Annotated in this window: 21 protein-coding genes and 1 pseudogene; 18 read left to right on the forward strand and 4 right to left on the reverse strand. The window is 59.2% G+C overall.

Annotation, left to right across the window (positions count from 1 at the left end; genetic code table 11):
- The first annotated feature begins 1 nt into the window (after position 1).
- The 12 genes and pseudogenes from C7436_RS15075 (at position 2) to lpxC (ending at position 14484) form a co-directional block, all read left to right on the forward strand.
- A complete protein-coding gene (locus tag C7436_RS15075) occupies positions 2-1486 on the forward strand; it encodes a UDP-N-acetylmuramoyl-L-alanyl-D-glutamate--2,6-diaminopimelate ligase (protein ID WP_121208342.1) in 1485 nt (494 codons plus the stop codon).
- Positions 1483-2880, forward strand: coding sequence for a UDP-N-acetylmuramoyl-tripeptide--D-alanyl-D-alanine ligase (locus C7436_RS15080; RefSeq protein ID WP_121208343.1), 1398 nt, complete (start codon positions 1483-1485; stop codon positions 2878-2880). Before C7436_RS15075 ends, C7436_RS15080 begins: the two co-directional genes overlap by 4 nt.
- Positions 2865-3950: a phospho-N-acetylmuramoyl-pentapeptide-transferase gene (gene mraY, locus C7436_RS15085; RefSeq protein WP_121208344.1), complete on the forward strand. Its 1086-nt coding sequence runs from the start codon at positions 2865-2867 to the stop codon at positions 3948-3950. Before C7436_RS15080 ends, mraY begins: the two co-directional genes overlap by 16 nt.
- A 15-nt stretch (positions 3951-3965) precedes the next feature.
- A complete protein-coding gene (gene murD / locus C7436_RS15090) occupies positions 3966-5306 on the forward strand; it encodes a UDP-N-acetylmuramoyl-L-alanine--D-glutamate ligase (protein ID WP_121208345.1) in 1341 nt (446 codons plus the stop codon).
- Positions 5306-6505, forward strand: coding sequence for a putative lipid II flippase FtsW (gene ftsW / locus C7436_RS15095; protein WP_121208346.1), 1200 nt, complete (start codon positions 5306-5308; stop codon positions 6503-6505). The genes murD and ftsW overlap by 1 nt, the downstream gene beginning before the upstream one ends.
- On the forward strand, positions 6498-7589 hold the full coding sequence (gene murG, locus C7436_RS15100) for an undecaprenyldiphospho-muramoylpentapeptide beta-N-acetylglucosaminyltransferase (RefSeq protein WP_014420636.1): 1092 nt from the start codon (positions 6498-6500) through the stop codon (positions 7587-7589). Before ftsW ends, murG begins: the two co-directional genes overlap by 8 nt.
- Complete coding sequence (gene murC, locus C7436_RS15105; protein WP_121208347.1) at positions 7582-9027, forward strand: UDP-N-acetylmuramate--L-alanine ligase; 1446 nt, start codon at positions 7582-7584, stop codon at positions 9025-9027. Before murG ends, murC begins: the two co-directional genes overlap by 8 nt.
- Positions 9020-9997, forward strand: a complete 978-nt coding sequence (locus C7436_RS15110) for a D-alanine--D-alanine ligase (RefSeq protein ID WP_121208348.1) — start codon at positions 9020-9022, stop codon at positions 9995-9997. Before murC ends, C7436_RS15110 begins: the two co-directional genes overlap by 8 nt.
- Positions 9990-10829, forward strand: coding sequence for a cell division protein FtsQ/DivIB (locus tag C7436_RS15115; protein ID WP_121208349.1), 840 nt, complete (start codon positions 9990-9992; stop codon positions 10827-10829). Before C7436_RS15110 ends, C7436_RS15115 begins: the two co-directional genes overlap by 8 nt.
- A 36-nt stretch (positions 10830-10865) precedes the next feature.
- A complete protein-coding gene (gene ftsA, locus C7436_RS15120) occupies positions 10866-12101 on the forward strand; it encodes a cell division protein FtsA (protein ID WP_011785907.1) in 1236 nt (411 codons plus the stop codon).
- 100 nt (positions 12102-12201) lie between these two features.
- A pseudogene (gene ftsZ / locus C7436_RS15130) lies at positions 12202-13191 on the forward strand (cell division protein FtsZ); the annotation flags it as partial.
- A gap of 378 nt (positions 13192-13569) precedes the next feature.
- The gene (lpxC, locus tag C7436_RS15135) at positions 13570-14484 is read left to right on the forward strand and encodes a UDP-3-O-acyl-N-acetylglucosamine deacetylase (protein ID WP_011785905.1); all 915 of its coding nucleotides are present in this window, start codon (positions 13570-13572) and stop codon (positions 14482-14484) included.
- Positions 14485-14495: 11 nt separating this feature from the next.
- On the opposite strand, the gene C7436_RS15140 is transcribed toward lpxC, so the two are convergent.
- A complete protein-coding gene (locus tag C7436_RS15140) occupies positions 14496-14945 on the reverse strand; it encodes a DUF721 domain-containing protein (protein WP_011785904.1) in 450 nt (149 codons plus the stop codon).
- Between the two features lie 231 nt (positions 14946-15176).
- On the opposite strand from C7436_RS15140, the gene C7436_RS15145 reads away from it, so the two are divergent.
- From C7436_RS15145 to ribA, 6 genes are all read left to right on the forward strand, one after another.
- Positions 15177-16115 carry a M23 family metallopeptidase gene (locus tag C7436_RS15145; protein WP_370257491.1) on the forward strand — a complete coding sequence of 313 codons (939 nt, stop codon included), beginning with the start codon at positions 15177-15179 and terminating at the stop codon, positions 16113-16115.
- Between the two features lie 89 nt (positions 16116-16204).
- Complete coding sequence (gene secA, locus C7436_RS15150; RefSeq protein ID WP_121208351.1) at positions 16205-18943, forward strand: preprotein translocase subunit SecA; 2739 nt, start codon at positions 16205-16207, stop codon at positions 18941-18943.
- Between the two features lie 101 nt (positions 18944-19044).
- A complete protein-coding gene (argJ, locus tag C7436_RS15155; protein WP_011785901.1) occupies positions 19045-20262 on the forward strand; it encodes a bifunctional glutamate N-acetyltransferase/amino-acid acetyltransferase ArgJ in 1218 nt (405 codons plus the stop codon).
- Positions 20243-21232 (forward strand): Nudix family hydrolase, encoded by a 990-nt coding sequence (locus C7436_RS15160; RefSeq protein ID WP_121208352.1) that lies wholly within the window; start codon positions 20243-20245, stop codon positions 21230-21232. Before argJ ends, C7436_RS15160 begins: the two co-directional genes overlap by 20 nt.
- A gap of 87 nt (positions 21233-21319) precedes the next feature.
- A complete protein-coding gene (gene moaC, locus C7436_RS15165; RefSeq protein ID WP_031210140.1) occupies positions 21320-21802 on the forward strand; it encodes a cyclic pyranopterin monophosphate synthase MoaC in 483 nt (160 codons plus the stop codon).
- Positions 21803-21934: 132 nt separating this feature from the next.
- Positions 21935-22546 (forward strand): GTP cyclohydrolase II, encoded by a 612-nt coding sequence (gene ribA, locus C7436_RS15170; RefSeq protein WP_014420644.1) that lies wholly within the window; start codon positions 21935-21937, stop codon positions 22544-22546.
- 43 nt (positions 22547-22589) lie between these two features.
- Here the strand turns inward: ribA and dxs are convergent, their stop codons facing one another.
- The 3 genes from dxs to C7436_RS15185 all read right to left on the reverse strand — a co-directional run bounded on the left by dxs (position 22590) and on the right by C7436_RS15185 (position 25795).
- Positions 22590-24521, reverse strand: coding sequence for a 1-deoxy-D-xylulose-5-phosphate synthase (gene dxs, locus C7436_RS15175; RefSeq protein ID WP_036149266.1), 1932 nt, complete (start codon positions 24519-24521; stop codon positions 22590-22592).
- A gap of 120 nt (positions 24522-24641) precedes the next feature.
- Positions 24642-25538 (reverse strand): (2E,6E)-farnesyl diphosphate synthase, encoded by an 897-nt coding sequence (gene ispA / locus C7436_RS15180; RefSeq protein ID WP_121208353.1) that lies wholly within the window; start codon positions 25536-25538, stop codon positions 24642-24644.
- Positions 25538-25795 carry an exodeoxyribonuclease VII small subunit gene (locus tag C7436_RS15185; RefSeq protein WP_011785895.1) on the reverse strand — a complete coding sequence of 86 codons (258 nt, stop codon included), beginning with the start codon at positions 25793-25795 and terminating at the stop codon, positions 25538-25540. Before C7436_RS15185 ends, ispA begins: the two co-directional genes overlap by 1 nt.
- Between the last annotated feature and the right edge of the window lie 24 nt (positions 25796-25819).

Here is a 25819-nt window from a genome sequence, read left to right on the forward strand (position 1 = left end):
CATGTGCATCACATCCATCAGCACCTTGCTTCAGGGCATTATTGAGGTGCCATCGGTCTTCGATGTCACTATCCACGGCCTGAAGACGGATAGCCGGAAAGTGCTGCCTGGTGACGCCTTTATTGCTCTGGCCGGAGCACGAACGCCCGCAGAGCACTATATGGATCAGGCCATCAGCGCCGGTGCCACGGCTATTCTGCTTGAGTCCGAGCAGGAGCGGCAGTGCCATGAGCGCCACGGCGCGTTGATTGTGCCCGTGGTTGGTCTGCGTGCCCGTCTGGGCCGAATTGCTGATCGCTTCTTCGAGCATCCCTCGCGCCATCTGAGAGTGATCGGGGTTACCGGCACCAATGGCAAGACGTCGGTGACCCAATACATCTCCCAGTTGTTACGGGAAACCGGCACGCCCTGCGGGCTGCTGGGTACCCTGGGTTATGGCATGCCGGGCAGTATCGAGTCGGCCACGCATACCACGCCGGATGTGGTCCAGGTGAACCGGGTATTGAACCGCATACGCAATGAGGGTGGTCGGGCTGCAGTAATGGAAGTGTCGTCGCACGCTCTGGATCAGGGGCGGGTTGATAACCTGACTATGACCGGTGCGGTGTTCACCAACCTCACGCGTGATCACCTGGATTACCACGGTTCCATGGAAGCCTATGGTGAGGCCAAGGCCAGGCTGTTCCTGCGGGAAGAACTGCACTTCTCAGTGATCAATTTTGACGATCCGTTTGGCCGGCAGCTTTACGGTCAGCTTGAGGGCCAGTGTGACCGCGTTCGTTACAGTCTGCATGAAGCCCAGACGGAACTCTGGTTGAAGGAATTTACGCCCACGGCCTCAGGGTTCCGTGCCAGGGTCGATGGGCAATGGGGCGAGTTTGATCTTACTGTCCCCCTGTTAGGGAGTTTCAATGCCAGCAATGTTCTGGCAGCCCTGGCTACCGTACTGACGCTTGGCGTACCGGTTGAGCGGGCGGTGTCCGTTGTCAGGGAGCTGTCACCGCCCCCTGGGCGCCTTGAACGATTCACCGGCCCAACCGGCAAACATGTGGTGGTGGACTACGCCCACACGCCTGATGCCCTGGCCAATGCCCTTGAAGCATTGCGGCCCCACACCCGGGGCAGGCTGATCTGTGTGTTCGGTTGCGGTGGCGACCGGGACCCCGGCAAGCGGCCTGAAATGGCGAAAGAAGCGGAAAAGCGGGCGGATTACGTCATCGTAACCGACGACAACCCGCGTACCGAGCAGCCTGAACGGATTGTCAGCGACATTTCTGCTGGTTTCACTCAGGCTGGTCGCTGGCAGGTGATTCACGACCGCGCTCAGGCAATTGCCGAGGCATTGGGTATGGCCAATGAGGATGATCTGGTGCTGATTGCAGGTAAAGGTCATGAAGCCTATCAGGAGATCCGGGGCCAGAAGTTGCCGTTCAGCGACGCCGAGCAGGTACGCCATCTATTGAACCTGAATGGAGGTGTGGCATGATGCGCGCCTTTTCGCTGGCGGAAGCTCGCGAGTGGCTTCAGGCAACCCTGGCAGGAGCGCGCACTGATGCGGGTGAACTCTGGTTTGATGGCGTCTCCACCGATACCCGATCGGTTGGAGATGGGCAGCTGTTTGTTGCTCTGCGCGGTGAGCGGTTTGATGGTCATGAATTCCTTGGCCAGGCCCTGAAACAGGGCGCAGTCGCCGCAGTAGTGGACACCGAGATCACCGATGTTGCCATTCCGCAACTGGTCGTTAGCGATACGGTTCAGGCATTGGCCGATCTGGCCAGCGGCAATCGCAGCGAAAGCGCGGCCCGGCTGGTGGCGATTACCGGCAGCAGTGGCAAAACCACGGTTCGTGAAATGACCGGGGCCATTCTCGCCGGCATGGGGCCGACCTTGGTGACTGAAGGTAATCTCAATAATCACATTGGTGTTCCGCTGACCCTGTTTCGGCTGACGCCGGATCACCAGTTCGGTGCCATCGAGCTGGGGGCCAGTGGTCTTGGCGAAATTGCCCACACGGTGTCAATTACCCGGCCGCAGGTTGCGATTCTGACCAATGCAGGTCAGGCGCACCTGGAGGGTTTTGGCAGTTACCAGAATATTGTTCTGGCCAAAGGCGAGATTATTGATGGCGTGCCGGCAGATGGAGCCGTCGTGCTGAACCGGGACGATCCCGCCTTCGATCAGTGGCATGCCCGTGCGGGCCAACGGCGGGTGCTGGGTGTTTCCCGGATGGGTCACCCGGCCGCGGATTACCGCGCGGAGGCGATCATGGCCACTGACCAGGGGTTTGAATTCCTGGTGCTGGGGCCAGACAGCTGGCGCTGTCATCTGGTGCTGGGGTTGCCCGGTGAACACAACATCACCAATGCTCTGCTGGCTCTCGCGGCCTGCAGGGAACTGGGAGCGACGGATCAGCAGGTTCAGTCCGGGCTCATGCAGGTGCAAGCGGTGAAGGGGCGTCTCCAGGTGCTCAAGCCGGCCCCGGATCTGACCCTGATTGACGACAGTTACAATGCCAATCCGGCATCCATGAAGGCGGCGCTGGATGTGCTGGCGTCGTGCCCGGCGCCCCGGGTGGCGGTACTCGGCGCCATGGCAGAGCTGGGCGATGAGGCGCACGAGTTGCACCGGCAGGTGGGTGAACATGCCCGTGCCCGAGGAATCGAGAAGCTTATGGTGGTGGGAGCCGGGGGTAACGGCTACGGCACCGGATTTGGTGACGAGACAGAGTTTTTCCCGAGTCATGAGCAGGCGGTGAGCGCCATTGTGGCGGACCGGAATGGTGCTATGACGGTCCTGGTGAAAGGTTCTCGTAGTTCCGCCATGGATCGCGTGGTGGAGGGAATTCAGAAAAAGGTGAAGAACCCATGCTGCTCTGGCTGACAGAGATACTATCGCAATACTTTTCGTCGCTGACGGTGTTTCAGTATCTGACACTGCGGGCGATTCTGGGCATTCTTACGGCGCTGCTGATCTCGCTGGTGATCGGTCCGGTGATGATTCGCAAGCTGAGTCAGTACCAGATCGGCCAGGCCGTGCGTGATGACGGCCCCCAGACTCACCTGAGCAAGGCTGGTACTCCGACGATGGGCGGCGCCCTGATTCTGGTGGCCATCGCCATTTCCACCTTGCTGTGGGCGGATCTGACCAATCGTTATGTCTGGGTGGTGTTGCTGGTTACCCTGCTGTTCGGTGCCATTGGCTGGGTGGATGACTACCGCAAGGTTGTGGAGCGCAACCCCCGGGGCCTGCCGGCACGCTGGAAATACTTCTGGCAGTCGGTGATCGGGGCCACGGCCGCGATCGTGCTTTATGTAACTGCTTCAATGGCCCAGGAAACCTCGCTTTATTTGCCGTTCCTGAAAAATGTCTCGCTGACCCTGGGACCGGTGCTGTTCATTCTGCTGACCTACTTCGTGATTGTCGGCAGCAGTAACGCGGTAAACCTGACAGACGGTCTGGATGGTCTGGCCATCATGCCAACCGTCATGGTGGCGGGAGCTCTGGCCATCTTTGCTTACCTCTCGGGCCATGCCCAGTTCGCAAATTACCTGCTGATTCCACATCTGCCCGGAACCGGTGAGCTGATCATTTTCTGCGGAGCCTTGGTGGGTGCAGGTCTCGGGTTCCTGTGGTTCAACACTTACCCGGCTCAGGTATTCATGGGCGATGTCGGTGCCCTTGCCCTGGGAGCCGCCCTGGGCACAGTGGCCGTCATCGTACGGCAGGAAATTGTGTTGTTCATCATGGGCGGCGTGTTCGTGATGGAAACCATTTCTGTGATTCTGCAGGTGGCCTCATTCCGGCTCACGGGTCGGCGGATCTTCCGGATGGCGCCGCTGCACCATCATTTTGAATTGAAAGGCTGGCCCGAGCCACGAGTCATTGTCCGGTTCTGGGTTATCACTGTTGTTCTCGTTCTGATTGGCCTGGCCAGTCTGAAAATCCGATAGGAAATTGCTACGGCTATGAGTGTCATTGTTTCGGATCGTCGCGCGTTAATCGTAGGGCTCGGTAAGACCGGGCTTTCCTGCGTGCGTTACCTGTCCGGGCAGGGGCGTGAGATTGCTGTGGCTGATAGTCGCCTTCAGCCACCAGGCCTGGATGAGCTGAAGGCCGGTTGGCCAGACGTCCCGGTTTACCTGGGCGAGTTTGGTGAGGACCTGTTTGCCGGTTTCAATGAGCTGGTAGTCAGCCCGGGAATCAGTATTGCAGAGCCGGCGATTGCCGGTGCGGCGGCCAGGGGCGCCCGGATTCGCGGCGACATCGATTTATTCGCCGATGCGGCCGACGCGCCGATCATTGCCATCACCGGCTCTAACGGCAAAACCACGGTAACAACCCTGGTCGGGGAAATGGCACGAGCTGCGGGCCGCAATGTGCAGGTGGGCGGCAATATCGGTACGCCCGCGCTGGATTTGCTGGACCAGGGTGCGGATCTCTATGTACTGGAGCTGTCGAGTTTTCAGCTGGAGACCACTGAAGAACTCGGGGCGCTGGCGGCCACTGTGTTGAATGTCAGCGATGATCACATGGACCGGTACCCGGACAAGATGGCGTATTTCCAGGCCAAGCAACGGATCTACCGTGGCTGCAAAAATGCCATCGTGAACCTCGACGATGCCCTGAGCACGCCCATGGCTCGGGATACCCTGAGGTTTCTGTGTTTTGGCTTTAACCGGGTGAATCCGGAGACCTTCAGCACCCGGGATGATGACCAGGGCACCTGGATTACCTGGGGCCTGGATAACCTTTTGCTGGCCAGTGAACTCCAGTTGATGGGCAGGCATAACATCAGCAACGTGATGGCCGCCCTGGCGCTGGGGCATGCGGCTGGCCTGGCCATGGAGCCGATGCTGGAGGTGGCCCGCAGCTTCCGGGGGCTGCCCCATCGCTGTGAATTCGTCCGCAACCTGAATGGCGTGGATTACATCAATGATTCCAAAGGTACCAATGTTGGTGCCACGGTAGCCGCCATTGAAAGCCTGGTGCCGGATTCAGGCAAGGTGATCCTGATCGCAGGCGGAGATGGCAAAGGCGCGGATTTTCAGCCGCTCGCAGAGCCGGTGGCCGCATGCTGTCGTGCCTTGGTGCTGATTGGACGCGATGCCGGCAAGATATCCGAGGCGGTAGGCGTGTCAGTGCCGCAGTATCGCGCAACGTCACTGCAAGAGGCGGTCAGCCTTGCCCGCCAGGCGGCGGAGCCGGGCGATCGGGTGCTGTTGTCTCCAGCCTGTGCCAGCTTTGACATGTTCCGGGATTACAACGATCGCGGCGAACAGTTCCGCGCTTTGGTGGAGGGGCTGTGATGCAGGCAGGCGTCAGCGTTCCTCATTATCAGGGTATGGCGGGTGAGTTGCAGCCGCTGCCGGTGCTGATTATTACCTCCGTGGCCTTGCTGGTGACTGGTGTGGTGATGATTTCGTCTGCGTCGATGGACATGGCGGCCGCCACGTTGGGCAACAGTTACCACTACGTTATTCGCCAGATTCTGTTCGCCGGGTTTGGCTGCGCCACCGCCCTTGTCGCTGTCAATGTGCCGGTATCCTGGTGGGAACGCAGTGGCTGGTTGTTGCTGGGCATTGGACTTCTGGTGTTGGTGTTGGTGCTTACTCCTCTCGGCCGCACCGTCAATGGTTCTACCCGATGGATTCCCATGGGGCTGTTCAATGTGCAGGTGTCTGAAGTCGCCAAACTCTGCCTCATCGCCTACCTGGCGGGTTACGTGGTTCGTCGGCGGGAGGAGCTGCTCCATACCTGGCCAGGTTTTCTGAAACCTCTCGGGGTTCTGGGGGTGGCGTCGGTGTTACTGGTCATCCAGCCCGACTTCGGCGCAACGGTTGTTCTGGTGACGGCGGCAGCGGGCATGATTTTTCTCAGCGGCGTAAGGCTAAGCCGTTTTATGCCATTGATTGGCGTACTGGCGGCCCTGGGTACGGTTCTGGTGGTCACCCAACCGTATCGACTGAAGCGGGTGGTCAGCTATCTCGACCCCTGGAAAGACCAGTTCGACAGCGGTTATCAGCTCACCCAGTCACTGATTGCCTTTGGTCGAGGCGAGTGGGTGGGTGTTGGTCTGGGCAACTCGGTACAGAAACTGTTCTTCCTGCCTGAGGCCCATACGGACTTTATCTACGCGATTATTGCCGAGGAATTCGGTTTGCTTGGAGCGCTGGTGGTGCTCGGCCTGTTTGCGGCGCTGGTGGTCAGTGGCCTGGTGATTGCCCGGCGTGCGGAGAAAGCCGGCATGGCGTTCGGCGCCTGTTTCAGCTACGGCATCACGCTGCTGATCGGATTGCAGGCGGGCATCAACATGGCGGTGAGTACTGGGCTCCTGCCAACCAAAGGCTTGACCTTGCCGCTGGTCAGTTATGGCGGCTCCAGCCTGATGGTTACCTGCATTGGTATCGCGGTTATCGCCCGGGTAGAGCTGGAGCGGCAGGATCGGGCCAGGGTGGCATCGGAAACAAAGAGCAGCGGACGCAAAGGAGGAGCAGTGTATGACTGATTCACCTCGCCGTCGCTTCCTGATGATGGCTGGCGGCACCGGCGGCCATGTGTTTCCTGCGTTGGCCACAGCCCGCGCGTTGCAGCAACGGGGGCACGAGGTGCACTGGCTCGGGGCCAGCGGCGGCATGGAAGAACGTCTGATTGGAGACACCGATATTCCGCTGTCGCTCATTCACATTTCCGGCCTGCGCGGTAAAGGCAAGCTGGCGCTGCTGCTGGCACCGTTCCGGTTGATGCGCGCCCTGGGCGAAGCCTACACCCATTTGCGCCGGATCCGCCCCGACTGCGTGGTAGGTATGGGCGGTTTTGTCACCGGGCCGGGTGGTATTGCCGCCTGGCTGATGCGTAAGCCGCTGGTGATTCATGAACAGAACGCCATCGCTGGAATGACTAACCGTTGGCTCACACGTTTTTCCGAAACGGTGCTTGAGGCGTTTCCTGACAGTTTTGGTGACCAGACGGTTACCCGCTGTACTGGCAATCCGGTGCGGGGCGAAGTGGCGTCGATGGACGCCCCCGAACAACGATTGGCGGGCCGAAGTGGCAGGCTCCGGGTGTTGGTTATTGGTGGCAGCCTGGGAGCACAGGTGTTCAATCAGCAGCTGCCCCGGGCCCTGGCGCTGATGCCGGAGGCTGATCGCCCGGATGTTCGGCATCAATGCGGTGAGAAGAATCTCGAGGCGGCCCGGGCGGCCTACGACGAAGCCGGAGTCAGTGCCAGCATTGAGCCCTTTATCCGCGATATGGCGGAGGCCTATGGCTGGGCTGATCTGGTGATCTGCCGTGCCGGAGCGCTGACGGTGTCTGAGCTCTGTGCGGCGGGAATTGGCGCGGTGCTGGTGCCATTCCCCCACGCGGTCGATGACCACCAGACCCGGAACGGCCAGCACATGGTGAAAGCCGGGGCGGCCATTCTGGTTCCGCAGCCAAAGCTGAACCCGGAGGTGCTGGCGGAAACCCTGAAAGATCTGGCAACAGATCGAAAACGAATTCTGACTATGGCGAAGGCCGCCCGCTCGCTGGCCCGCCCTGATGCAACGGAGAGAGTCGTGAATTACTGTCTGGAGGCCGCCAATGGCTGATGCAACCAATCCGCCACTGGTCTATCAGGTGCCGGAAATGCGCCGGATCCGCCGCATCCATTTTGTCGGGATCGGTGGTGCCGGGATGAGCGGTATCGCCGAAGTCCTGAAGAACCAGGGCTATGACGTATCTGGCTCTGATATCCGGGACAGTGCTGTTACTGCGCGCCTGCGGGCAATGCATGTCGATGTGTACATCGGTCATCGCGCCGAAAACACCGATCAGGCCGACGTGGTGGTAGTGTCTTCGGCCGTTGCCGGCGACAACCCGGAAGTGGTCTCTGCCCGTGAACGGCGGGTACCGATTGTACCCCGGGCCGAGATGCTGGCGGAGATCATGCGCTATCGCCATGGTATCGCTGTGGCTGGTACCCACGGCAAAACCACAACCACCAGCCTGATTGCCTCCGTGTTGGGAGAGGCCGGACTGGACCCCACCTTTGTGATCGGTGGCAAACTCAACAGCGCCGGAACCAATGCCCAGTTGGGTGGTTCCCGTTACCTGGTGGCAGAAGCCGACGAAAGCGATGCGTCGTTCCTGCATCTGACACCGGTTATTTCTGTGGTCACCAACATTGAAGCTGACCACATGGACACCTACGGTGGGGATGTCGAAAAGCTCAAGCAGACCTTCGTGGACTTCCTGCACAACCTGCCGTTTTACGGTGTTGCGGTTATGTGCGTGGACGACGACTACGTTCAGGAGATCATTCCACGCATTTCCCGGGCCATTATCACTTATGGCATCGACAATCCTGATGCTGATTACCGGGCGGAGAACATTACCTCTGATGGTCTGAAGACCCGGTTTCTGGTTCGTCGCCCTGGTGGTCGGCCGGATCTCCAGGTGGAGCTGAAAATGCCGGGTCGTCACAACGTTCTTAACGCCCTGGCAACGATTGCCGTGGCGACCGACGAGGGGGTGGACGACCAGGCCATCTGCCGCGGGCTGGCTGGATTTGCCGGTGTTGGCCGTCGGTTCCAGGTGTATGGCGAGTATCAGACACCGAAAGCAGCAGCGACGCTGGTGGACGACTACGGCCACCACCCCACCGAGGTGGAGGCCGTTATCCGGGCTGCCCGCGAAGCCTGGCCCCAGCGCCGGATCGTGATGCTGTATCAGCCACACCGATACACCCGGACCCGGGATCTATATGAGGATTTCGTGCGGGTATTGTCCGAAGTGGATGGGCTGTTGCTGATGGATGTGTATTCCGCCGGTGAGCCGGCTATTCCGGGAGCAGACGGGCGGGCTTTGTGCCGGAGCATCCGGCAGCGGGGCAAGGTAGAACCCGTGTTCGTTGAAGATAACCGTGAAATCGAGAGTCTGCTGGCCAATGTCCTGCAGGATGGTGATCTGTTGATCACCCAGGGGGCCGGCGATATCGGTGGCGTAGCAGCAAGGCTGGCAGCAGCAGGAGTCAAGGCAAGTGAGTGATCTGACCCACAACGACATTCAGCCGTATCAGGCACCCCCCGAACTGGTTCGGGCACTGGGGCGCGTGGCTGTGTTCATGGGGGGCGATTCCGCCGAGCGGGAAGTATCCCTGAAAAGTGGCAAAGCCGTGCTGGCAGCGCTGCAATCGGCGGGTATTGATGCGGTTGGCCGGGACATTCGGGGCTGTCTGCTGCGGACCGTGGACGAACCCGATTTCGATCGCGTGTTCATTGCCCTTCATGGCCGTGGTGGCGAAGACGGGACCCTTCAGGCGATCCTTGGGCAGGCAGGCATTCCCTATACCGGCAGTGAAGTGCTGGCATCGGCACTGGCCATGGACAAATTGCGCACCAAGTATGTGTTCGAAGGTTGTGGGCTGCCTACGCCGGCATTTCGTGCCATGACCTCCGTGAGCGAGGCCGAGGACGTTGTGACGGCACTGGGGGCGCCCCTGAGTGTGAAACCGGCCCACGAAGGTTCGAGTATCGGTATCCGTAAAGTGAGCAGCGCGGCAGAGCTGGCTGAAGCCTATGAGGCGGCAGCCCGGCTGGATGATCTGGTGCTGGTAGAGCAGTGGATCGAAGGGCCGGAGTTTACCGTCAGCCTGCTACAGGACAAAGCGTTACCGGCGATTGGCCTGAGCACCGATCACGCCTTTTACGACTATGACGCCAAGTACCTGGCGGACGATACCCGGTACCGTATTCCCTGTGGTCTGGCGCCGGATGACGAATTGAGATTGCAGCATCTGGCCCTGGATGCCTTCCGGGTGCTGGGCTGTCGCACCTGGGGACGGGTCGACATCATGCAGGACCGGACCGGTGAGTTCTGGTTGCTTGAGGTGAACACGGTTCCCGGTATGACGGACCACAGCCTGGTGCCGATGGCTGCAAAGGCGGCCGGCATCAGTTTTGAAGAACTGGTGGTGCGAATTCTCAGGGATACGCTGGCGGAGGGCATCGATGCTTGAGACGTTGCTGATCCGGAGCCGGGCGGTACCGCCCGAACCGCCACGCCGCCGGGGGGCAACCTCTGTCGGGCCTGAGCGGGACCGGTTTGGTGTGTTGAAAGCTGTGCTGTCGGCCGTACCCTGGTTGCAGGTCGGCCTGGGCGCAACGGTGGTACTTCTGGCCGCCATGGTGCCCTGGGCAACGGACCGGATGCTGACCGCCATGGATCAGCAGATCCTGGCGGTGGATGTGCGGGGCGAATTTGTTGGCGACAGCCAGACGGCTATTGAGCGAGCGGCCGGCGCCTGGATTGGCAAAAGCTATTTCGCCACCGATCTGGCTGACATCAAGGCTGAACTGGAACGGCGCCCCTGGGTGGCGTCGGCAGCGATAAAGCGAGTCTGGCCAGGCCGTCTTGAAATCGATATTCGGGAAAAGAAGCCATTGGCCTACTGGACCGATGGTCGACTGGTGAGCCGTTCAGGCGAACTGTTCTCGCCGCCGAATCCGGGGGTGGCCGGAAAGCTGCCTCGTCTGGCTGGGCCGGATGAGCGGGTCAGGGACGTGATCGGTATGGCCCGAACCATGAGCGAGCAGTTGGTGGGATATGGCCTGGGTTTTGCCGGACTGGCGCTGGAGCAACGTGGCGCCTGGACCCTGACTCTCAGCAATGGCATCGAAGTGGTGCTGGGGCGAGATCAGGTAGAACAACGGTTTGAACGCTTTATCACCATTTATGAGAACCGTCTGGCCTCGCGGGTTGATGAGGTCAGCCGGATAGATGTCCGCTACTCGAACGGGGTAGCGGTGCAGTGGAAGACGGACGTGGCTCAGGCTGCTCCGAAATCCTGATAACGATTACTACGAACCTGGGGTTTGGTGAAACACATGTCATCGGTTGAAACGGAAAACATGATTGTCGGCCTGGATATTGGAACCTCCAAGGTGGTGGCGATAGTCGGCAAGCGCAAGATGGATGGAACCATCGAAGTAGTCGGTATCGGTTCACACCCGTCCCGGGGGCTCAAACGCGGTGTAGTGGTGAACATTGAAACCACGGTACAGGCCATTCAGCGCGCAGTCGAAGAGGCTGAACTGATGGCGGGGTGTCGCATTCATTCGGTGTACGCCGGTATTGCTGGCAGCCACATCAAGAGCCTGAATTCCCACGGCATCGTGGCGATCCGGGACCGGGAAGTCACCCAGGCGGATATTGACCGGGTGATTGACGCTGCCCAGGCGGTGGCGATTCCGGCGGACCAGAAAATCCTGCACATCCTGCCTCAGGAATTCGTCATCGATAACCAGGAGGGCATCAAGGAACCGATGGGGATGTCCGGTGTGCGGCTGGAGGCCAAAGTTCACCTGGTGACCTGTGCCGTGAATGCGGCCCAGAACATCGAGAAGTGTGTCAAACGCTGCGGGCTGGAAGTGGACGACATCATTCTGGAACAACTGGCTTCCAGCCACGCCATCCTGACCGAGGATGAAAAGGAATTGGGCGTCTGTGTGGTGGATATCGGTGGTGGTACAACCGACATTGCCGTGTTCACGGGCGGGGCAATTCGCCATACCGCCGTCATCCCGATCGCCGGTGACCAGGTGACCAACGACATTGCCATGGCGTTGCGCACGCCCACCCAGAATGCCGAGGAAATCAAGATCAAGTACGCCTGCGCCCTGACCCAACTGGCGGGTGCGGAAGAAACCATCAAGGTTCCCAGCGTGGGAGACCGGGCTCCGCGGGATCTTTCGCGTCAGGCTCTGGCGGAGGTCGTTGAGCCCCGCTATGAGGAGCTGTTCACGCTGGTGCAGTCTGAGTTACGCCGGTCCGGGTTCGAGGATCTGATCCCGGCAGGCATCGTGATTACAGGCGGCTCGTCCACCATGGAAGGGGTGGTGGAGCTGGCTGAAGAAATCTTCCACATGCCGGTAAGACTGGCCTGTCCGCAGGCGGTTTCCGGTATGACGGAAGTGGTCAACAACCCGATATACGCCACTGGCGTCGGATTGTTGATCCATGGCTTCCGGCAAATGGATCTTGGCCGGGCGCCGGTGCTCAAGGGGGAGGAGGCTCCCTCGCTGGTTGAGCGCATGAAAGCCTGGTTCACCGGTCATTTCTGACGGTGTTCCGGTTGCAGTACACGAAGGTCTCTCGAAAAAAACACAACGATTGAAGCAACCGGCCTGGAAAGGTCGGACACAGCACGAAGGAGTAGGGGAAATGTTTGAACTCGTTGATAATGTTCAGCAGAACGCAGTTATCAAGGTCGTCGGTGTTGGCGGTGGCGGTGGCAACGCCGTTCGTCACATGCTCAACAGCGACGTGGAAGGCGTTGAATTTATCTGCGCCAACACAGATGCCCAGGCCCTGAAGGACCTGGACGCACGTCAGATTATTCAGCTGGGTGGCAACATCACCAAAGGCCTGGGTGCGGGTGCCAATCCGGAAGTCGGTCGCCAGTCTGCACTGGAAGACCGTGACCGTATTGCCGAAGCTCTGAGCGGCTCCGATATGGTGTTCATCACCGCCGGCATGGGTGGCGGTACCGGTACCGGAGCAGCCCCCGTGGTTGCTGAAGTTGCCCGTGAGCTGGGTATCCTGACGGTTGCGGTGGTTACCAAGCCGTTCCAGTTTGAAGGCGGCAAGCGCATGAGCGTGGCTGAAGCCGGTCTGAAGGAACTGGAAGAGAGCGTTGACTCCCTGATTACCATTCCCAATGAAAAGCTGTTGGCAGTCATGGGCAAGAAAACCAGCCTGCTGGATGCCTTTGCCTCCGCCAATGATGTGTTGCTGGGTGCGGTTCAGGGCATTGCTGACCTGATTACCCGCAACGGTATGATCAACGTCGACTTTGCCGACGTGAAAACGGTTATGTCCGAGATGGGCATGGCGATGATGGGTACCGGTCGCGCCACCGGCGAGAATCGTGCCCGTGAAGCTGCAGAAGCCGCGGTTCGCAGCCCGCTGCTCGAAGATATCAACCTGCAGGGTGCCAAGGGTATTCTGGTCAATATCACCGCTGGTATGGACCTGAACCTGGGCGAGTTCTCCGAAGTGGGCGACATTGTGCGCGAATTCGCGTCCGATTCAGCCACTGTGGTGGTCGGCACTGTGATCGATCCGGAAATGACCGACGAGCTCAAGGTTACTGTTGTGGCGACTGGCCTGGGTGGCGAGCGCGAGAAGCCGACCAAGGTGGTGGACAACACCCGTACCCTCGATGGCAAGACCGATTACAACCAGCTGGATCGCCCGGCCGTGTTGCGTCGTCGTGCGGTTGCCCAGGGTAATGTGGCGCTGGATCAGAGCAAAGAAAGCGAAGAGCAGGGTGTGGACTATCTCGATATTCCCGCATTCCTTCGCCGGCAGGCTGATTGATAATCTGTTTCAACCGTGGCAGAGCTGGCTTTACTGTCAATCAGAAAGCACAAGCTTCCGCCTAAGTTGAACTGATATGCCATAGCTCATGACTATTGCAAAAGTTAAGTAAAGTCATGTTGGTTAAATGGTACTCAGTCTTGAATTCTGATATTCTCCGGGCAGTTTTTTGCTCAGAATATCGACTTTTTGTGACGGAATAATGAACCGATGATCAGACAACGGACACTCAAAAACACCATCCGCGCGACCGGTGTTGGCCTGCATTCCGGGGAAAAGGTATACCTGACCCTGAAGCCAGCACCCGTCGACACGGGGATCATCTTCCGCCGCACGGACCTCGACCCGATGGTCGAAATCCGTGCCTGTGCGGAGAATGTGGGTGAGACCATGCTGTCCACGACGCTGGTAAAAGACGGTGTCCGTGTGGCGACGGTAGAGCATCTGCTCTCCGCCATGGCTGGTCTCGGCATCGACAACTGTTTTGTCGAGCTCAGCGCTGCAGAAGTGCCGATCATGGATGGCTCTGCCGGGCCGTTCGTGTTCCTGCTTCAGTCTGCCGGTATCTCCGAGCAGGAAGCGGCCAAGCGTTTTATCCGCATCAAGCGCGAAGTCACTGTGGAAGAGGGCGACAAAAAAGCCACCTTCCTGCCGTTCGAAGGCTTCAAGGTGAGCTTCGGGATTGATTTTGATCACCCGGTCTTCAAGGGCCGTGCCCAGACAGCGACCGTGGACTTTTCCAGCACCTCCTTTGTGAAGGAAGTGTCCCGCGCCAGAACCTTCGGGTTCATGCGTGATATCGAAAAGCTGCGAGCGATGAACCTGGCACTGGGTGGCAGCGTGGATAATGCGATTGTGGTGGACGACTACAAGATCCTCAATGAGGACGGTCTCCGCTACGATGACGAGTTCGTCAAGCACAAGGTACTGGATGCCATCGGCGATCTCTATCTGTTGGGCAACAGCCTGATTGGTGAGTTCCGTGGTATCAAATCAGGTCACGACCTGAACAACAAGCTGCTGCGCAAGCTCAGGGCAGAAGAAGATGCATGGGAAGTAGTGACCTTCGATGATGAAGCCACTGCGCCTATCTCTTACATGAAACCTGTGCTGGCGGCGGGTTAAGGCGGGAAGCCTTAATCCCGGACGTGGCTGGCGAGTTTTTCGAGAACCTCGCGTAGAGCTTTATCCTTCGTGTGCCCGGCTTCCTCCTGGAGGAGCCGGGCATTTTCTTTGCTGAGCGGCTCTTTTACCGGTTTGCGTCGGCTGGCGAATCTGGGTGGGCTGACCTTGATTCTGACCTTCCAGACGTAGCGGAACAGTTCATTCTCCCTCAGTGCCGACATGATCTCGTGCTGGCGGAAGCGCAGTCGCGTGGCTTTGCTCGCGTTATCAGTGGACAGCACCAGTTCCCCCTCCCGGCAGCTGACAAATCGGGTACCCTCGGACAGTTCTGCGGGAATGGCCGCGAGTACCAGTTGTTCGGCCTGCAGGTGCAGTTCGGCTTTGGACATCAGCTCTTTCAGCGTATTGTTGCCAGCCGATCCTTTGCCGAAGATCATTTTTTGATCATTTTTTTCCGTCATGGTCGCTTTTTTCTCGACGAGCCTGTTTACGATTGGTTACACTTCGGCACGCTTTGTGCGTAGCGCCATTGTTACTCTCGTTTTACATTGTCACGAGTGAGAGAGTCTACCGGGCGCTGCGATTATTCAGTACGTAGTTGTTGCCAAGGATAGCAGACCCGCTCGGAATATTTCCGGGTCGCAGCACTACAGGGATACGGTTGCGGCTCAACAATGAAACCGAAAGACGATATGAACGTAATTTTCGTAGGCAAACGTCACGGTCAGTCCAGGGCAATACCGCTGAATGGGCCGCTGTTGTGTGGCCTGGTCTTTCTGGTGTTGGCAACGCTGGCGGCAGCCGGATGGGCTGGCTACCAGATGGCGATCAGTCAGTTTGAAGCCCGGCAACCCACCGAGTCTGAGCTTGTGGCCGGCTGGAAAGAAAGGCTGCAAGATCAGAAGGACGAAGTCGCCCGGGTTCGTGAGAACGTGCAGCAGCAGATTGATGCGCTGACCCTTCGGCTGGGCCAGATTCAGGGTCGTCTGCTACGCCTGGATGCGCTCGGCCAGCGATTCGTGGAAACCGGCATGGTCGCCAGCGATGAATTCAATTTTGACAAGCCGGCAGCGGTTGGTGGTCCAGAAGAAGATGCGCTACCCGGGGATTCCTACACGGCTCCCGAGCTGACGGACATGATCAATCAGCTGGAACAGCAGATCAACGATCGCGAAAAGCAACTGCGCCTGCTCGATAAAGTCGCTTCCCGCAAAAAGCTGGAAGATGAGCTCTATGTGCAGGGGCGGCCGATCACCTGGGGCTGGCTCTCGTCCAAATACGGATACCGCTCGGATCCTTTTACCGGAAAACGTACCTGGCATGCCGGTGTTGATCTGGCAGGCAAGGAAGGCAGCGATATTATTGCCGTGGCGGCTGGTGTTGTAACCTGGGCGGACGAGCGCTATGGCTACGGAAATCTGGTTGAAATCGACCATGGCGACGGCCTGGTTACCCGTTATGCCCATGCCAAGAGCATCAAGGTTAAGGTTGGGGATGTGGTGCAGAAAAGCCAGGTTGTTGCACTGATGGGCAGCACCGGCCGGTCCACCGGCCCCCACGTGCATTTTGAAGTTATCCGCAATGGTAAATCCGAAAATCCCGTGAAATACATCCAGCGCGCAAGCCGCTGATTCCATTCCCGTGAACCCCGCCTTTTGTCCTGTCGCCAAATAAGGTTAGAATGCCGGCTTCCTCCGTTTAACTGAAGAAGCAGTGGTCTATGTTCACAAAGCTTGCAACCAAGATGTTCGGCAGTAAGAACGCCAGAGAAATCAAGAGGATGCGCAAAGTTGTCACGCGCATCAATGAACTTGAGGAACAGTTTGGCGCATTGTCTGACACCGAGTTGCAAGGCAAGACCGCTGAGTTCCGGCGCAGACTTGATGAAGGTGAAGCGCTGGACAGCCTGCTGCCTGAAGTGTTTGCCACAGTGCGGGAGGCCAGCCGCCGGGTGATGGGCATGCGCCACTACGATGTCCAGCTCATCGGGGGCATGACCCTGCATGAAGGTCGAATCGCCGAAATGAAGACCGGTGAAGGGAAAACTCTGGTGGCTACCGCCGCGGTCTACCTGAATGCGCTTCCCGGTAAAGGCGTGCACGTGGTAACCGTGAACGATTACCTGGCTCGCCGTGACGCCGAATGGATGGGCAAACTTTACCGTTTCCTCGGCATGCAGGTGGGAGTGGTGGCGTCGGGCCAGCCGCCGGAAGAAAAGCGTGCAGCCTATCAGGCCGATATCACCTATGGCACCAATAACGAGTTCGGTTTCGACTATCTGCGCGACAACATGGCCTTCAGCATTGAGGACAAGGTTCAGCGCGGTCTTAACTTTGCCATTGTCGATGAAGTCGATTCCATCCTGATCGACGAGGCCCGTACCCCGCTCATTATTTCCGGTGCCGCTGAGGATTCTTCCAAACTGTATCAGGCCGTCAATGCTCTGGTGCCGAGTCTTGAGAAAGGCGAGGTGAGCGAGGAAGGTGAATCCTCCGGTGACTTCACCATTGATGAGAAATCCCGTCAGGTTGAACTGACCGAATCCGGTCATGAGAAGGTTGAAGATCTGCTGCTTGGTCAGGGCCTGCTGAAGGAGGGTGAAAGCCTGTATTCGGCCGCCAACCTGAGCTTGCTGCACCATGTGCACTCGGCGCTCCGAGCCCATCACCTGTTCCAGAAAGACGTGGATTACATTGTCCAGGGCGGTCAGGTGGTGATCGTAGATGAACACACTGGCCGGACCATGCCCGGACGCCGGTGGAGCGAAGGTCTGCATCAGGCGATTGAAGCAAAAGAAGGGCTCAAGATTCAGGCCGAAAGCCAGACGCTGGCGTCGACGACCTTCCAGAACTATTTCCGTCTCTATGACAAGCTGGCCGGTATGACCGGTACCGCCGATACCGAAGCATTCGAATTCCGCCAGATCTACGGCCTGGACGTGGTGGTTATTCCGCCGAACAAGCCTATTCAGCGGATTGATTACAACGACCTGGTGTACCTGACCCAGGAAGAGAAATTCCACGCTATCATCGATGAAATCAAGGATGTGACCGCAGAAGGCCGGCCCATTCTGGTGGGCACCGCGTCCATCGAAGCCTCCGAACTTCTGTCCATGCTGCTGAAGAAGGCACGCATTGACCATAAGATCCTGAACGCCAAACAGCACGAATCGGAAGCCTTGATTATTGCCCAGGCAGGGCGGCCGGGTGCCGTTACCATTGCTACCAATATGGCGGGTCGGGGTACCGATATTGTCCTCGGTGGCAACTGGGAGTACGAAGTTGCGGCCCTGGATAATCCCTCGGAAGAAGAAGTGGCTCGCATGAAGGCGGAGTGGACTGAGCGCCACAACCAGGTACTGGACGCCGGTGGCCTGCACATCATCGGTACCGAGCGCCACGAGTCCCGCCGGATTGATAACCAGCTCCGTGGTCGTGCCGGTCGTCAAGGGGATCCGGGCTCTTCCCGATTCTTCCTCTCGCTGGAGGACAACCTGATGCGGATCTTTGCGCCGGAGCGCGTGAAGAATCTGATGCAGGCCATGGGCATGAAGAAAGGTGAAGCCATCGAGCACCGGATGGTCACCAATGCCATTGAAAAGTCGCAGCGCAAGGTCGAAGGCCGCAACTTCGATATGCGTAAAACGCTGCTTGAATACGACGATGTCGCCAACGATCAGCGTACGGTCATCTACGAGCAGCGCAACGAGGTGATGGCGTCCAACGACATTTCCGAGATGATCGATACGATTCGCGAAGACGTCGTGGATTCGGTGGTCAGTGACTTTATTCCGCCGCAAAGCATGCCCGAACAGTGGGATGTGCAGGGGCTGGAGGCTCAGTTGCAGTCCGAGATGGCGATTGAGCTGCCCATCCAGCAGTGGCTGAAGGACGACAATAAACTGTATGAAGACAATCTTCGCCAGAAGATTCTCGATGCCATTGTGGCTGAGTACAAGGCCAAGGAAGAAGTGGCCGGTTCCGAAGCCATGCGCAAGTTTGAGAAGCAGGTGTTCCTGCAGGTGCTGGATACCCTGTGGAAGGAGCATTTGTCCAACATGGATCACCTGCGCCGGGGTATCCATCTGCGTGGCTACGCTCAGAAGAACCCGAAGCAGGAATACAAGCGCGAGGCGTTTAACCTGTTCGAAACCATGCTCGATACCATGAAGCGTGACGTTACCCGGGTTTTGTGCCATGTGCGGGTTCAGAGCCAGGAGGAAATGGCGGAAATCGAACGTCGACGCAAGGAAGAGCTGGAGCGGGAAATGGCGCGCGCCAAACTCCGCCACGAGCAGGCCAGTGCTGCCCAGGCAGAAGGTGAGGGTGACGATGGCCAGCAGGCCCAGCAGGCAACCCCGGAGACCTTTGTCCGCCAGGAGCGCAAGGTCGGTCGTAACGAGCCTTGCCCCTGCGGGTCTGGCAAAAAGTACAAGCAATGCTGCGGAAAGGTGAGCTGATCAGCCACTGAGTAGCCGGAAACCAGAACCCGCAATTCGCCAGTGCGCTGGCGCTTGCGGGTTCTGTCGTTTGAAGATCAGGAAAATTCAAGGAGACAGGCATGGCGGTAGGTCCAGGAACCTTACCCGATTTCTTCCCGGTGGCGGGAATCAAGCTGGGCATAGCCAGTGCGGGGATCAAAAAGCCCGGCAGAAAAGACATCGTGGTGTTTGAACTGGCGCCGGAAACCCGGGTAGCGGGTATTTTTACCCGCAACCAGTTCTGTGCGGCTCCAGTGGTCCTCAGTCGCCGCCACCTGTCCCAGGATGCTCCGCGCTATCTGTTGATCAATACCGGCAATGCCAACGCCGGTACCGGCGAACGGGGCCTGACGGACGCCGCGGCCTGCTGCGAGGCGCTGGCGAAAGAGGCGGGCATTTCTGCCAGCCAGGTATTGCCGTTCTCTACCGGGGTGATTGGCGAGCCATTGCCGGTCGCCAAGATCGTCAGTGCGCTGCCGGAGGCTCTGGCCGACACCCGGGAAGACCGCTGGGCAGAGGCGGCATCCGGCATCATGACCACCGATACCCGCCCTAAAGGCGCGTCGCGGCAGCTGGATCTGGATGGCCATCGGGTGACCATTTCCGGAATCAGCAAGGGCGCGGGCATGATTCGCCCCAACATGGCCACCATGCTCGGCTTCATCGCTACCGATGCCCGTCTTGCGCCGGAGGTACTGCAAACGCTGGCTTCTGAGCTCGGCGAGAAGTCGTTCAACCGCATTACCATTGACGGCGACACCTCCACCAACGATGCCTGCATGCTGATGGCCAGTGGCCAGTATGGCGGGCCTGAGATTACCGCCGACAGCCCGCTGCTGCCGGAACTGCGGGCGGCCTTGCAGGACGTGTACCTGGAGCTGGCCCACGCCATTGTCCGGGATGGCGAGGGGGCTACCAAATTCGTCACCATTGATGTCAGCGGCGCAGCCAGCCAGCAAGAAGCGCTTGATGTAGCCTATACCGTGGCGCACTCCCCGCTGGTGAAAACCGCCCTGTTTGCGTCAGACCCGAACTGGGGGCGTATCCTGGCGGCCGTTGGTCGTGCCGGTGTGGAGAATCTGGACCTCAATGCCCTTGAAATCTACCTGGGCGATGTCTGCCTGGTGCGCAACGGTGGCCGTGCCGACGACTACTCCGAGGCTCGGGGTCAGGCGGTGATGGATCAGGAAGAGATCACTATTGCGATTGATCTGAAACGGGGCAATGTCCGGGAAACGGTCTGGACCTGTGATTTTTCCCATGATTACGTGACCATCAATGCCGAATACCGTACCTGAGTCTGTCGAGGGTCTTTCCGCTAACCGTAAGACTGTTCATGTAGCGGTGGGCGTGATCGTTCGCGATGGTCGTGTCCTGATTGCAAGGCGCCCGGACACAGCCCATCAGGGCGGTTTGCTGGAGTTTCCGGGTGGTAAGGTCGAGCCCGGAGAAACCGTCCAGCAGGCACTGTGTCGGGAAATCGCCGAAGAGACCGGGCTGGTTCTGACTGAGGACAGCCTGGAGCCGGTGATTGGCATACGTCACGACTACGGCGACAAGTGTGTGTTTCTTGATGTCTGGTCAAGCCACTCGGCTCAGGGCGAGCCAGAGGGTAAAGAAGGTCAGCCGGTCAGCTGGCTGGCTCCTGAGGCGCTCAAGGACGAAGAGTTTCCTGCCGCTAACCGGCCCATCATCAGGGCGCTGCGATTGCCCCATCGGCTGGCGGTTACCGGAACAATTGAGGATGCGCCGGCAGGCCTGGCCAGACTCGGTGCCGCTCTCGACCGGGGGCAGCCGGATTCACTGGTGGTGCTTCGCGCTCCGACCCTCTCAGGGGCTGCGTACCTTGAGCTGGCCGAAGCGGCTCTGGGCGGGTGCCGGGAAAGGGGCGTCGGGTTGATTCTGCATGGGGCAGCAGACCTGTGTCGGGCCGTTCCAGATGTCCAGGGCGTTCACCTGCCCTGGCGCGAGGCGCAGCAGTATTCAGAACGCCCTTTCAGCGACGATTACTGGTTGGGTGTGTCCTGCCATAGTGCTGAGCAATTGCGCCATGCAGAGCGCCTGGGGGCGGATTACGTGGTCCTGGGAAATGTACTGGAGACGCCCAGCCATCCGGGGCAGCCCGGAATCGGGTGGGCTGCTTTTCAGGCGTTGGCCGCAACGGCAAATGTGCCGGTTTACGGTATCGGAGGTCTCGGACCTGAGCACCAGTCCCGGGCCCGCGCGCTTGGTGGCCAGGGCGTGGCTGGTATCGGTTTCTGGTGGTAGGCATCTGTGGCCCGGGGCGATTACGGATTTCAACCAGGCCCGGGCCATGCCAAAGTAACCTCTTCAACAGATCAATCGGAGTTTTCTGTGACAAAACTGACCCATCTGGATGACAAGGGTGAAGCCCGAATGGTGGATGTCACCGACAAAGCGGTGACGGAACGTGAGGCCAGAGCCGAAGCCTGTGTCCGGATGGCTCCGGAAACCCTGAGAATGATCCTGGAAGGTGAGCACCCCAAGGGGGATGTGCTGGCGACGGCCAGAATAGCAGGCATCATGGCTGCGAAACGAACCCACGACCTGATTCCCCTGTGCCATGCGCTTAACCTGACCTCCGTGAAAGTCGAACTGAGGGCTGGCAATGATGGCGCCTCCGTGGCGATCGAGACCCGGTGCAAACTGGCCGGTCAGACCGGTGTTGAAATGGAAGCGCTGACGGCCGCGAGTGTGGCCGCCCTGACCATTTACGATATGTGTAAGGCGGTCGACAAAGGTATGGTGATCGATAATCTGCGTCTGCTTGAAAAGAAAGGCGGCCGCTCCGGCCACTGGCAGGCCCGGGAGCAATGATCTGAAGCCTGGCGGCGACCGTAACCTTTCGGGTACTGCATAATCCGGAGGGGAACTGTGTCGACACTACGCCAGGCAAGCAGCCGCATGATAGAATGCCCGCCCAATTTGTCCGAACCACGAGGAAACACAGTGGCTGTTCGTTACATTGAAACCTGCCGTTTGCCCACCCCCTTTGGTGTGTTTGATATGCACGGCTTTGAGGAGCCGGACACCGGGAAGGAGCATGTGGCGCTGACGTTGGGGGACATTGATAGCGCAGAACCACTGCTGGCACGAACCCACTCAGAGTGTCTGACGGGTGATGCCCTGTACAGCATGCGTTGTGACTGTGGTTATCAGCTGGAAGAAGCGTTACGCAGTATCGCCCGGGAGGGTCGGGGTATTCTGATGTACTTGCGTCAGGAAGGCCGCGGTATCGGATTGCTGAACAAGATCCGGGCCTACCGTCTGCAGGACCAGGGCGCCGACACCGTGGAAGCGAATGAGCGTCTGGGCTTTGGCGCAGATCTCCGGGATTACAGCATGTGCAAGGACATGCTTGAGCACCTGGGCATCAAAAGCCTGCGATTGATGACCAACAATCCGCGCAAGGTGAAGGCGCTGGAATCCTACGGCATCAACATTGCCGAGCGCGTGCCTCTGCATGTGGGCCGCAATCCGCACAACGAGCACTACCTGAATACCAAGCAGAGCAAACTGGGCCACTGGCTGGAAACCCACCAGGATGACGACCCGGTCTGATCGACCTCTGGCGGATCAGTTGTGATCCGCCTTCGTTCCCGAGTTATTTAGCCGCCACCACTGTCGGGTATCCGAGCTGCTCCATTCGCGTGGCAATGCTGCGAAGAATGCCTTCGGCATCCAGCCCACAGTCCCGCAGTAATTCCTTATGCTGACCGTGTTCAACGAACGCATCCGGCAGTCCCAGTTGTAATACCGGCATGGAAACCTGGCGGGCATTCAGGAATTCCGTCACCGCGCTGCCGGCGCCACCGGCAATAACATTTTCTTCCAGGGTGACCAGCAGGTCGTGGGTTTCCGCCAGTTCCAGTACCAGGGCCTCATCCAGAGGCTTGACGAAGCGCATGTCGGCGACCGTGGCGCCCAAGGCTTCTGCTGCCTCCAGTCCCGGCGCCAACAGAGTGCCGAAATTAAGGATGGCAATACCGCTCCCGTCGCGTACGCGCCGGCCCTTGCCGATGGGCAGTGGCGTGAGTTGCTGCTGGATTTCGGCCCCAGGTCCGGTGCCCCGGGGGTAGCGAACGGCAGCCGGGCCGCTGTATTCAAGGCCGGTGTGCAGTAGCTGTCGGGTTTCGTTTTCGTCCGACGGCGTCATCACCAGCATGTTGGGAATGCAGCGTAGATAGCTGATGTCGAAGGCGCCAGCGTGGGTGGGGCCGTCTTCGCCGACCAGGCCCGCACGATCAATGGCAAACAGGACGTCCAGGTTCTGGATGGCGACATCGTGTACCAACTGGTCATAGGCCCGCTGCAAAAATGTTGAGTAAATGGCCACGACCGGCTTGGCACCATCGCAAGCCAGACCTGCCGCCAGGGTGACGGCATGCTGCTCGGCAATGGCGACATCAAAATAGCGATCCGGGAAACGCTCTGAAAAGGCCAGCAGGTCTGAACCCTCGCACATGGCGGGGGTAATTCCGGCTACCCGGCTGTCCTGTTCGGCGGCATCGCATAGCCACTGCCCGAAGACGTTGGCGTATTTCGGGCTGGCCGGTTTCGGCTTCACCGGTTCCGGCTTGCTGGCGGGCACCGGTTCAATCTTGTTGATGGCATGGTAGCCAATCGGGTCCGCTTCGGCAGGGGCAAAACCTTTGCCTTTGGTTGTGACCACGTGCAGGAACTGCGGGCCTTCCAGCTCACGGATGTTCTCCAGGGTTTCCACCAGCAAGGGCAGGTCGTGGCCGTCGATGGGGCCAATATAGTTGAACCCCAGCTCCTCAAACAGCGTGCCGGGCGCAATCATACCCTTGAAATGTTCTTCGGTTTTCTTTGCCAGGGCCATCAGGTGAGGAGTGCCTTTGAGCACCTTCTTGCTGCTGTCGCGCACCTGATTGTAGGTACGGCTGGAGAGCAGCTTGGCGAAATAGTTGGAAAGCCCGCCGACGTTGCGTGAAATCGACATGTCGTTGTCGTTCAGCACCACCAGCATGTCGGCATGAAGGTGTCCGGCATGATTCAGGGCTTCAAAGGCCATACCCGCGGTCATGGCGCCATCCCCGATAACGGCAATGCTCTTGCGGCCGGTGTTCTGCATCCGGGCGGCGATTGCCATGCCCAGTGCCGCGCTGATGGATGTGCTGGAATGACCTACGCCGAAGGTGTCGTACTCGCTCTCTGCCCGTTTCGGGAAGCCGGCCAGGCCGCCTTTACGGCGAATGCTGCCCATTTGTTCCTTGCGACCGGTCAGAATCTTGTGGGGATAGGCCTGGTGGCCGACGTCCCATACCAGCCGGTCTTCGGGGGTATTGAAAACGTAGTGCAGGGCCACCGTCAGTTCGAGCACGCCAAGGCCAGCGCCGAAATGACCACCGGTCTGGCCCACTGACCACAGCAAGAACGCTCGCAATTCCCTGGCCAGCCGGGGCAAGTCCTCCGCTGGCAGTTCACGCAGCTGGGATGGCACGTCTATCCGGTCGAGCAACGGCGTATTGGGTCGCTGCGACGGGATTTCCCTGAAAATGTATGTGTCCTGCATCAGCTCGGGTCTTTATCGGAATGTGGGTTCTATGGCTGGCATTATAAGGGAACAGGCGGCCCGGTTTCATACATCCCGGGCCAGTTGTTACAAAATGGTGATGCTTGGCCTTGAAATGGTTCAGTGGCTGCGTGCCACCACGTAGTCAGCCATGGCCCTCAGGGTGTCGGCTTCCGAGTCGAAGCTCTCCAGTGCGCTCAGAGCTTCATCAAGCAGTCGGGCCAGGTGCTGGCGAGCTCCCTCGATACCCAGTAATGCCGGATACGTGGGTTTTGCCCTGGCGGCATCAGAGCCCTGGCGTTTTCCGATGATCTCGGTGTCGCCCTCAATATCCAGAAGATCGTCCTGCACCTGAAACGCGAGCCCCAGTGCGCTGGCGTAATCCGTCAGGTTGCTCAACTGGCACTCGGTCACGGTTTCAGAGGTTAGTGCGCCCAGGCGAACACTGGCTTCGATCAGGGCGCCGGTTTTGTGCCGGTGCATGGCTTCCAGTTGCGCCACGCTCAGCTGTCGCCCAACGGATTCCAGATCAATGGCCTGACCGCCAACCATGCCTTGATGACCGCTGGCCCGGGCCAGCTCCGAGATCATGGTCACGCGTTGTCGATCTGACAACGCCGGCGCATCGGACAGCAACGCAAATGCCAGTGTTTGCAACGCGTCCCCGGCCAGAATGGCCGAAGCCTCGTCAAAGGCAATGTGAGCGGTCGGTCGGCCCCTGCGGAGATCGTCATCGTCCATGGCCGGCAAGTCATCGTGGACCAGGGAATAGGCGTGAATCAGTTCCAGAGCGCAGGCTGGCGCCAGGGCCGTGTTTTCGTCGCTGCCCATGGCTCGGGCGGCAGCCATGCACAGGGCCGGACGCACTCGTTTGCCGCCGCCCAGAACGCTGTAACGCATGGTTTCCTGGAGCCGTTCTGAGGTGGCGTGGCGGGCAAGGCAGCGGTCCAGCTCCCGATCAACCTGTTGGCGGCACTGGTCCAGATAGGCCTCCGCCTGGCGGATGCGATGGTCCATCACTGCTCGTCGTCTGCTGAGAAAGGCCGGGTTTCCAGTGTGCCGTCACTGTTCTGTACCAGCTGCTCGACCCGCTGTTCGGCGGATTTCAGGGCACTCTGGCATTCCCGTGTCAGCTTGACGCCGCGCTCGAAAGCCGCCAGTGATTGTTCCAGGGACAGTTCGCCCTGTTCCAGGTCACGAACCAATTGTTCCAGTTCGTTCAGGGATTTCTCAAAGTCGGCTATGGAAGCGCTGCTGGTGTTCTCGCCGGCCATGGGGCGACCTCCGGTCGGGTGTTT

Origin of the sequence: Marinobacter nauticus (assembly GCF_003634635.1) — a bacterium.
GTDB classification, from domain to species: Bacteria; Pseudomonadota; Gammaproteobacteria; order Pseudomonadales; family Oleiphilaceae; genus Marinobacter; species Marinobacter nauticus.

Excerpts from the sequence above, each read along its gene's own strand:
- C7436_RS15075 (WP_121208342.1), top strand. The coding sequence starts at position 2 with ATGTGCATCACATCCATCAGCACCTTGCTTCAGGGCATTATTGAGGTG.
- C7436_RS15080 (WP_121208343.1), top strand. The coding sequence starts at position 1,483 with ATGATGCGCGCCTTTTCGCTGGCGGAAGCTCGCGAGTGGCTTCAGGCA.
- mraY (WP_121208344.1), top strand. The coding sequence starts at position 2,865 with ATGCTGCTCTGGCTGACAGAGATACTATCGCAATACTTTTCGTCGCTG.
- murD (WP_121208345.1), top strand. The coding sequence starts at position 3,966 with ATGAGTGTCATTGTTTCGGATCGTCGCGCGTTAATCGTAGGGCTCGGT.
- ftsW (WP_121208346.1), top strand. The coding sequence starts at position 5,306 with ATGCAGGCAGGCGTCAGCGTTCCTCATTATCAGGGTATGGCGGGTGAG.
- murG (WP_014420636.1), top strand. The coding sequence starts at position 6,498 with ATGACTGATTCACCTCGCCGTCGCTTCCTGATGATGGCTGGCGGCACC.
- murC (WP_121208347.1), top strand. The coding sequence starts at position 7,582 with ATGGCTGATGCAACCAATCCGCCACTGGTCTATCAGGTGCCGGAAATG.
- C7436_RS15115 (WP_121208349.1), top strand. The coding sequence starts at position 9,990 with ATGCTTGAGACGTTGCTGATCCGGAGCCGGGCGGTACCGCCCGAACCG.
- ftsA (WP_011785907.1), top strand. The coding sequence starts at position 10,866 with ATGTCATCGGTTGAAACGGAAAACATGATTGTCGGCCTGGATATTGGA.
- lpxC (WP_011785905.1), top strand. The coding sequence starts at position 13,570 with ATGATCAGACAACGGACACTCAAAAACACCATCCGCGCGACCGGTGTT.
- C7436_RS15140 (WP_011785904.1), bottom strand. The coding sequence starts at position 14,945 with ATGACGGAAAAAAATGATCAAAAAATGATCTTCGGCAAAGGATCGGCT.
- C7436_RS15145 (WP_370257491.1), top strand. The coding sequence starts at position 15,177 with ATGAACGTAATTTTCGTAGGCAAACGTCACGGTCAGTCCAGGGCAATA.
- secA (WP_121208351.1), top strand. The coding sequence starts at position 16,205 with ATGTTCACAAAGCTTGCAACCAAGATGTTCGGCAGTAAGAACGCCAGA.
- argJ (WP_011785901.1), top strand. The coding sequence starts at position 19,045 with ATGGCGGTAGGTCCAGGAACCTTACCCGATTTCTTCCCGGTGGCGGGA.
- C7436_RS15160 (WP_121208352.1), top strand. The coding sequence starts at position 20,243 with ATGCCGAATACCGTACCTGAGTCTGTCGAGGGTCTTTCCGCTAACCGT.
- dxs (WP_036149266.1), bottom strand. The coding sequence starts at position 24,521 with ATGCAGGACACATACATTTTCAGGGAAATCCCGTCGCAGCGACCCAAT.
- ispA (WP_121208353.1), bottom strand. The coding sequence starts at position 25,538 with ATGGACCATCGCATCCGCCAGGCGGAGGCCTATCTGGACCAGTGCCGC.
- C7436_RS15185 (WP_011785895.1), bottom strand. The coding sequence starts at position 25,795 with ATGGCCGGCGAGAACACCAGCAGCGCTTCCATAGCCGACTTTGAGAAA.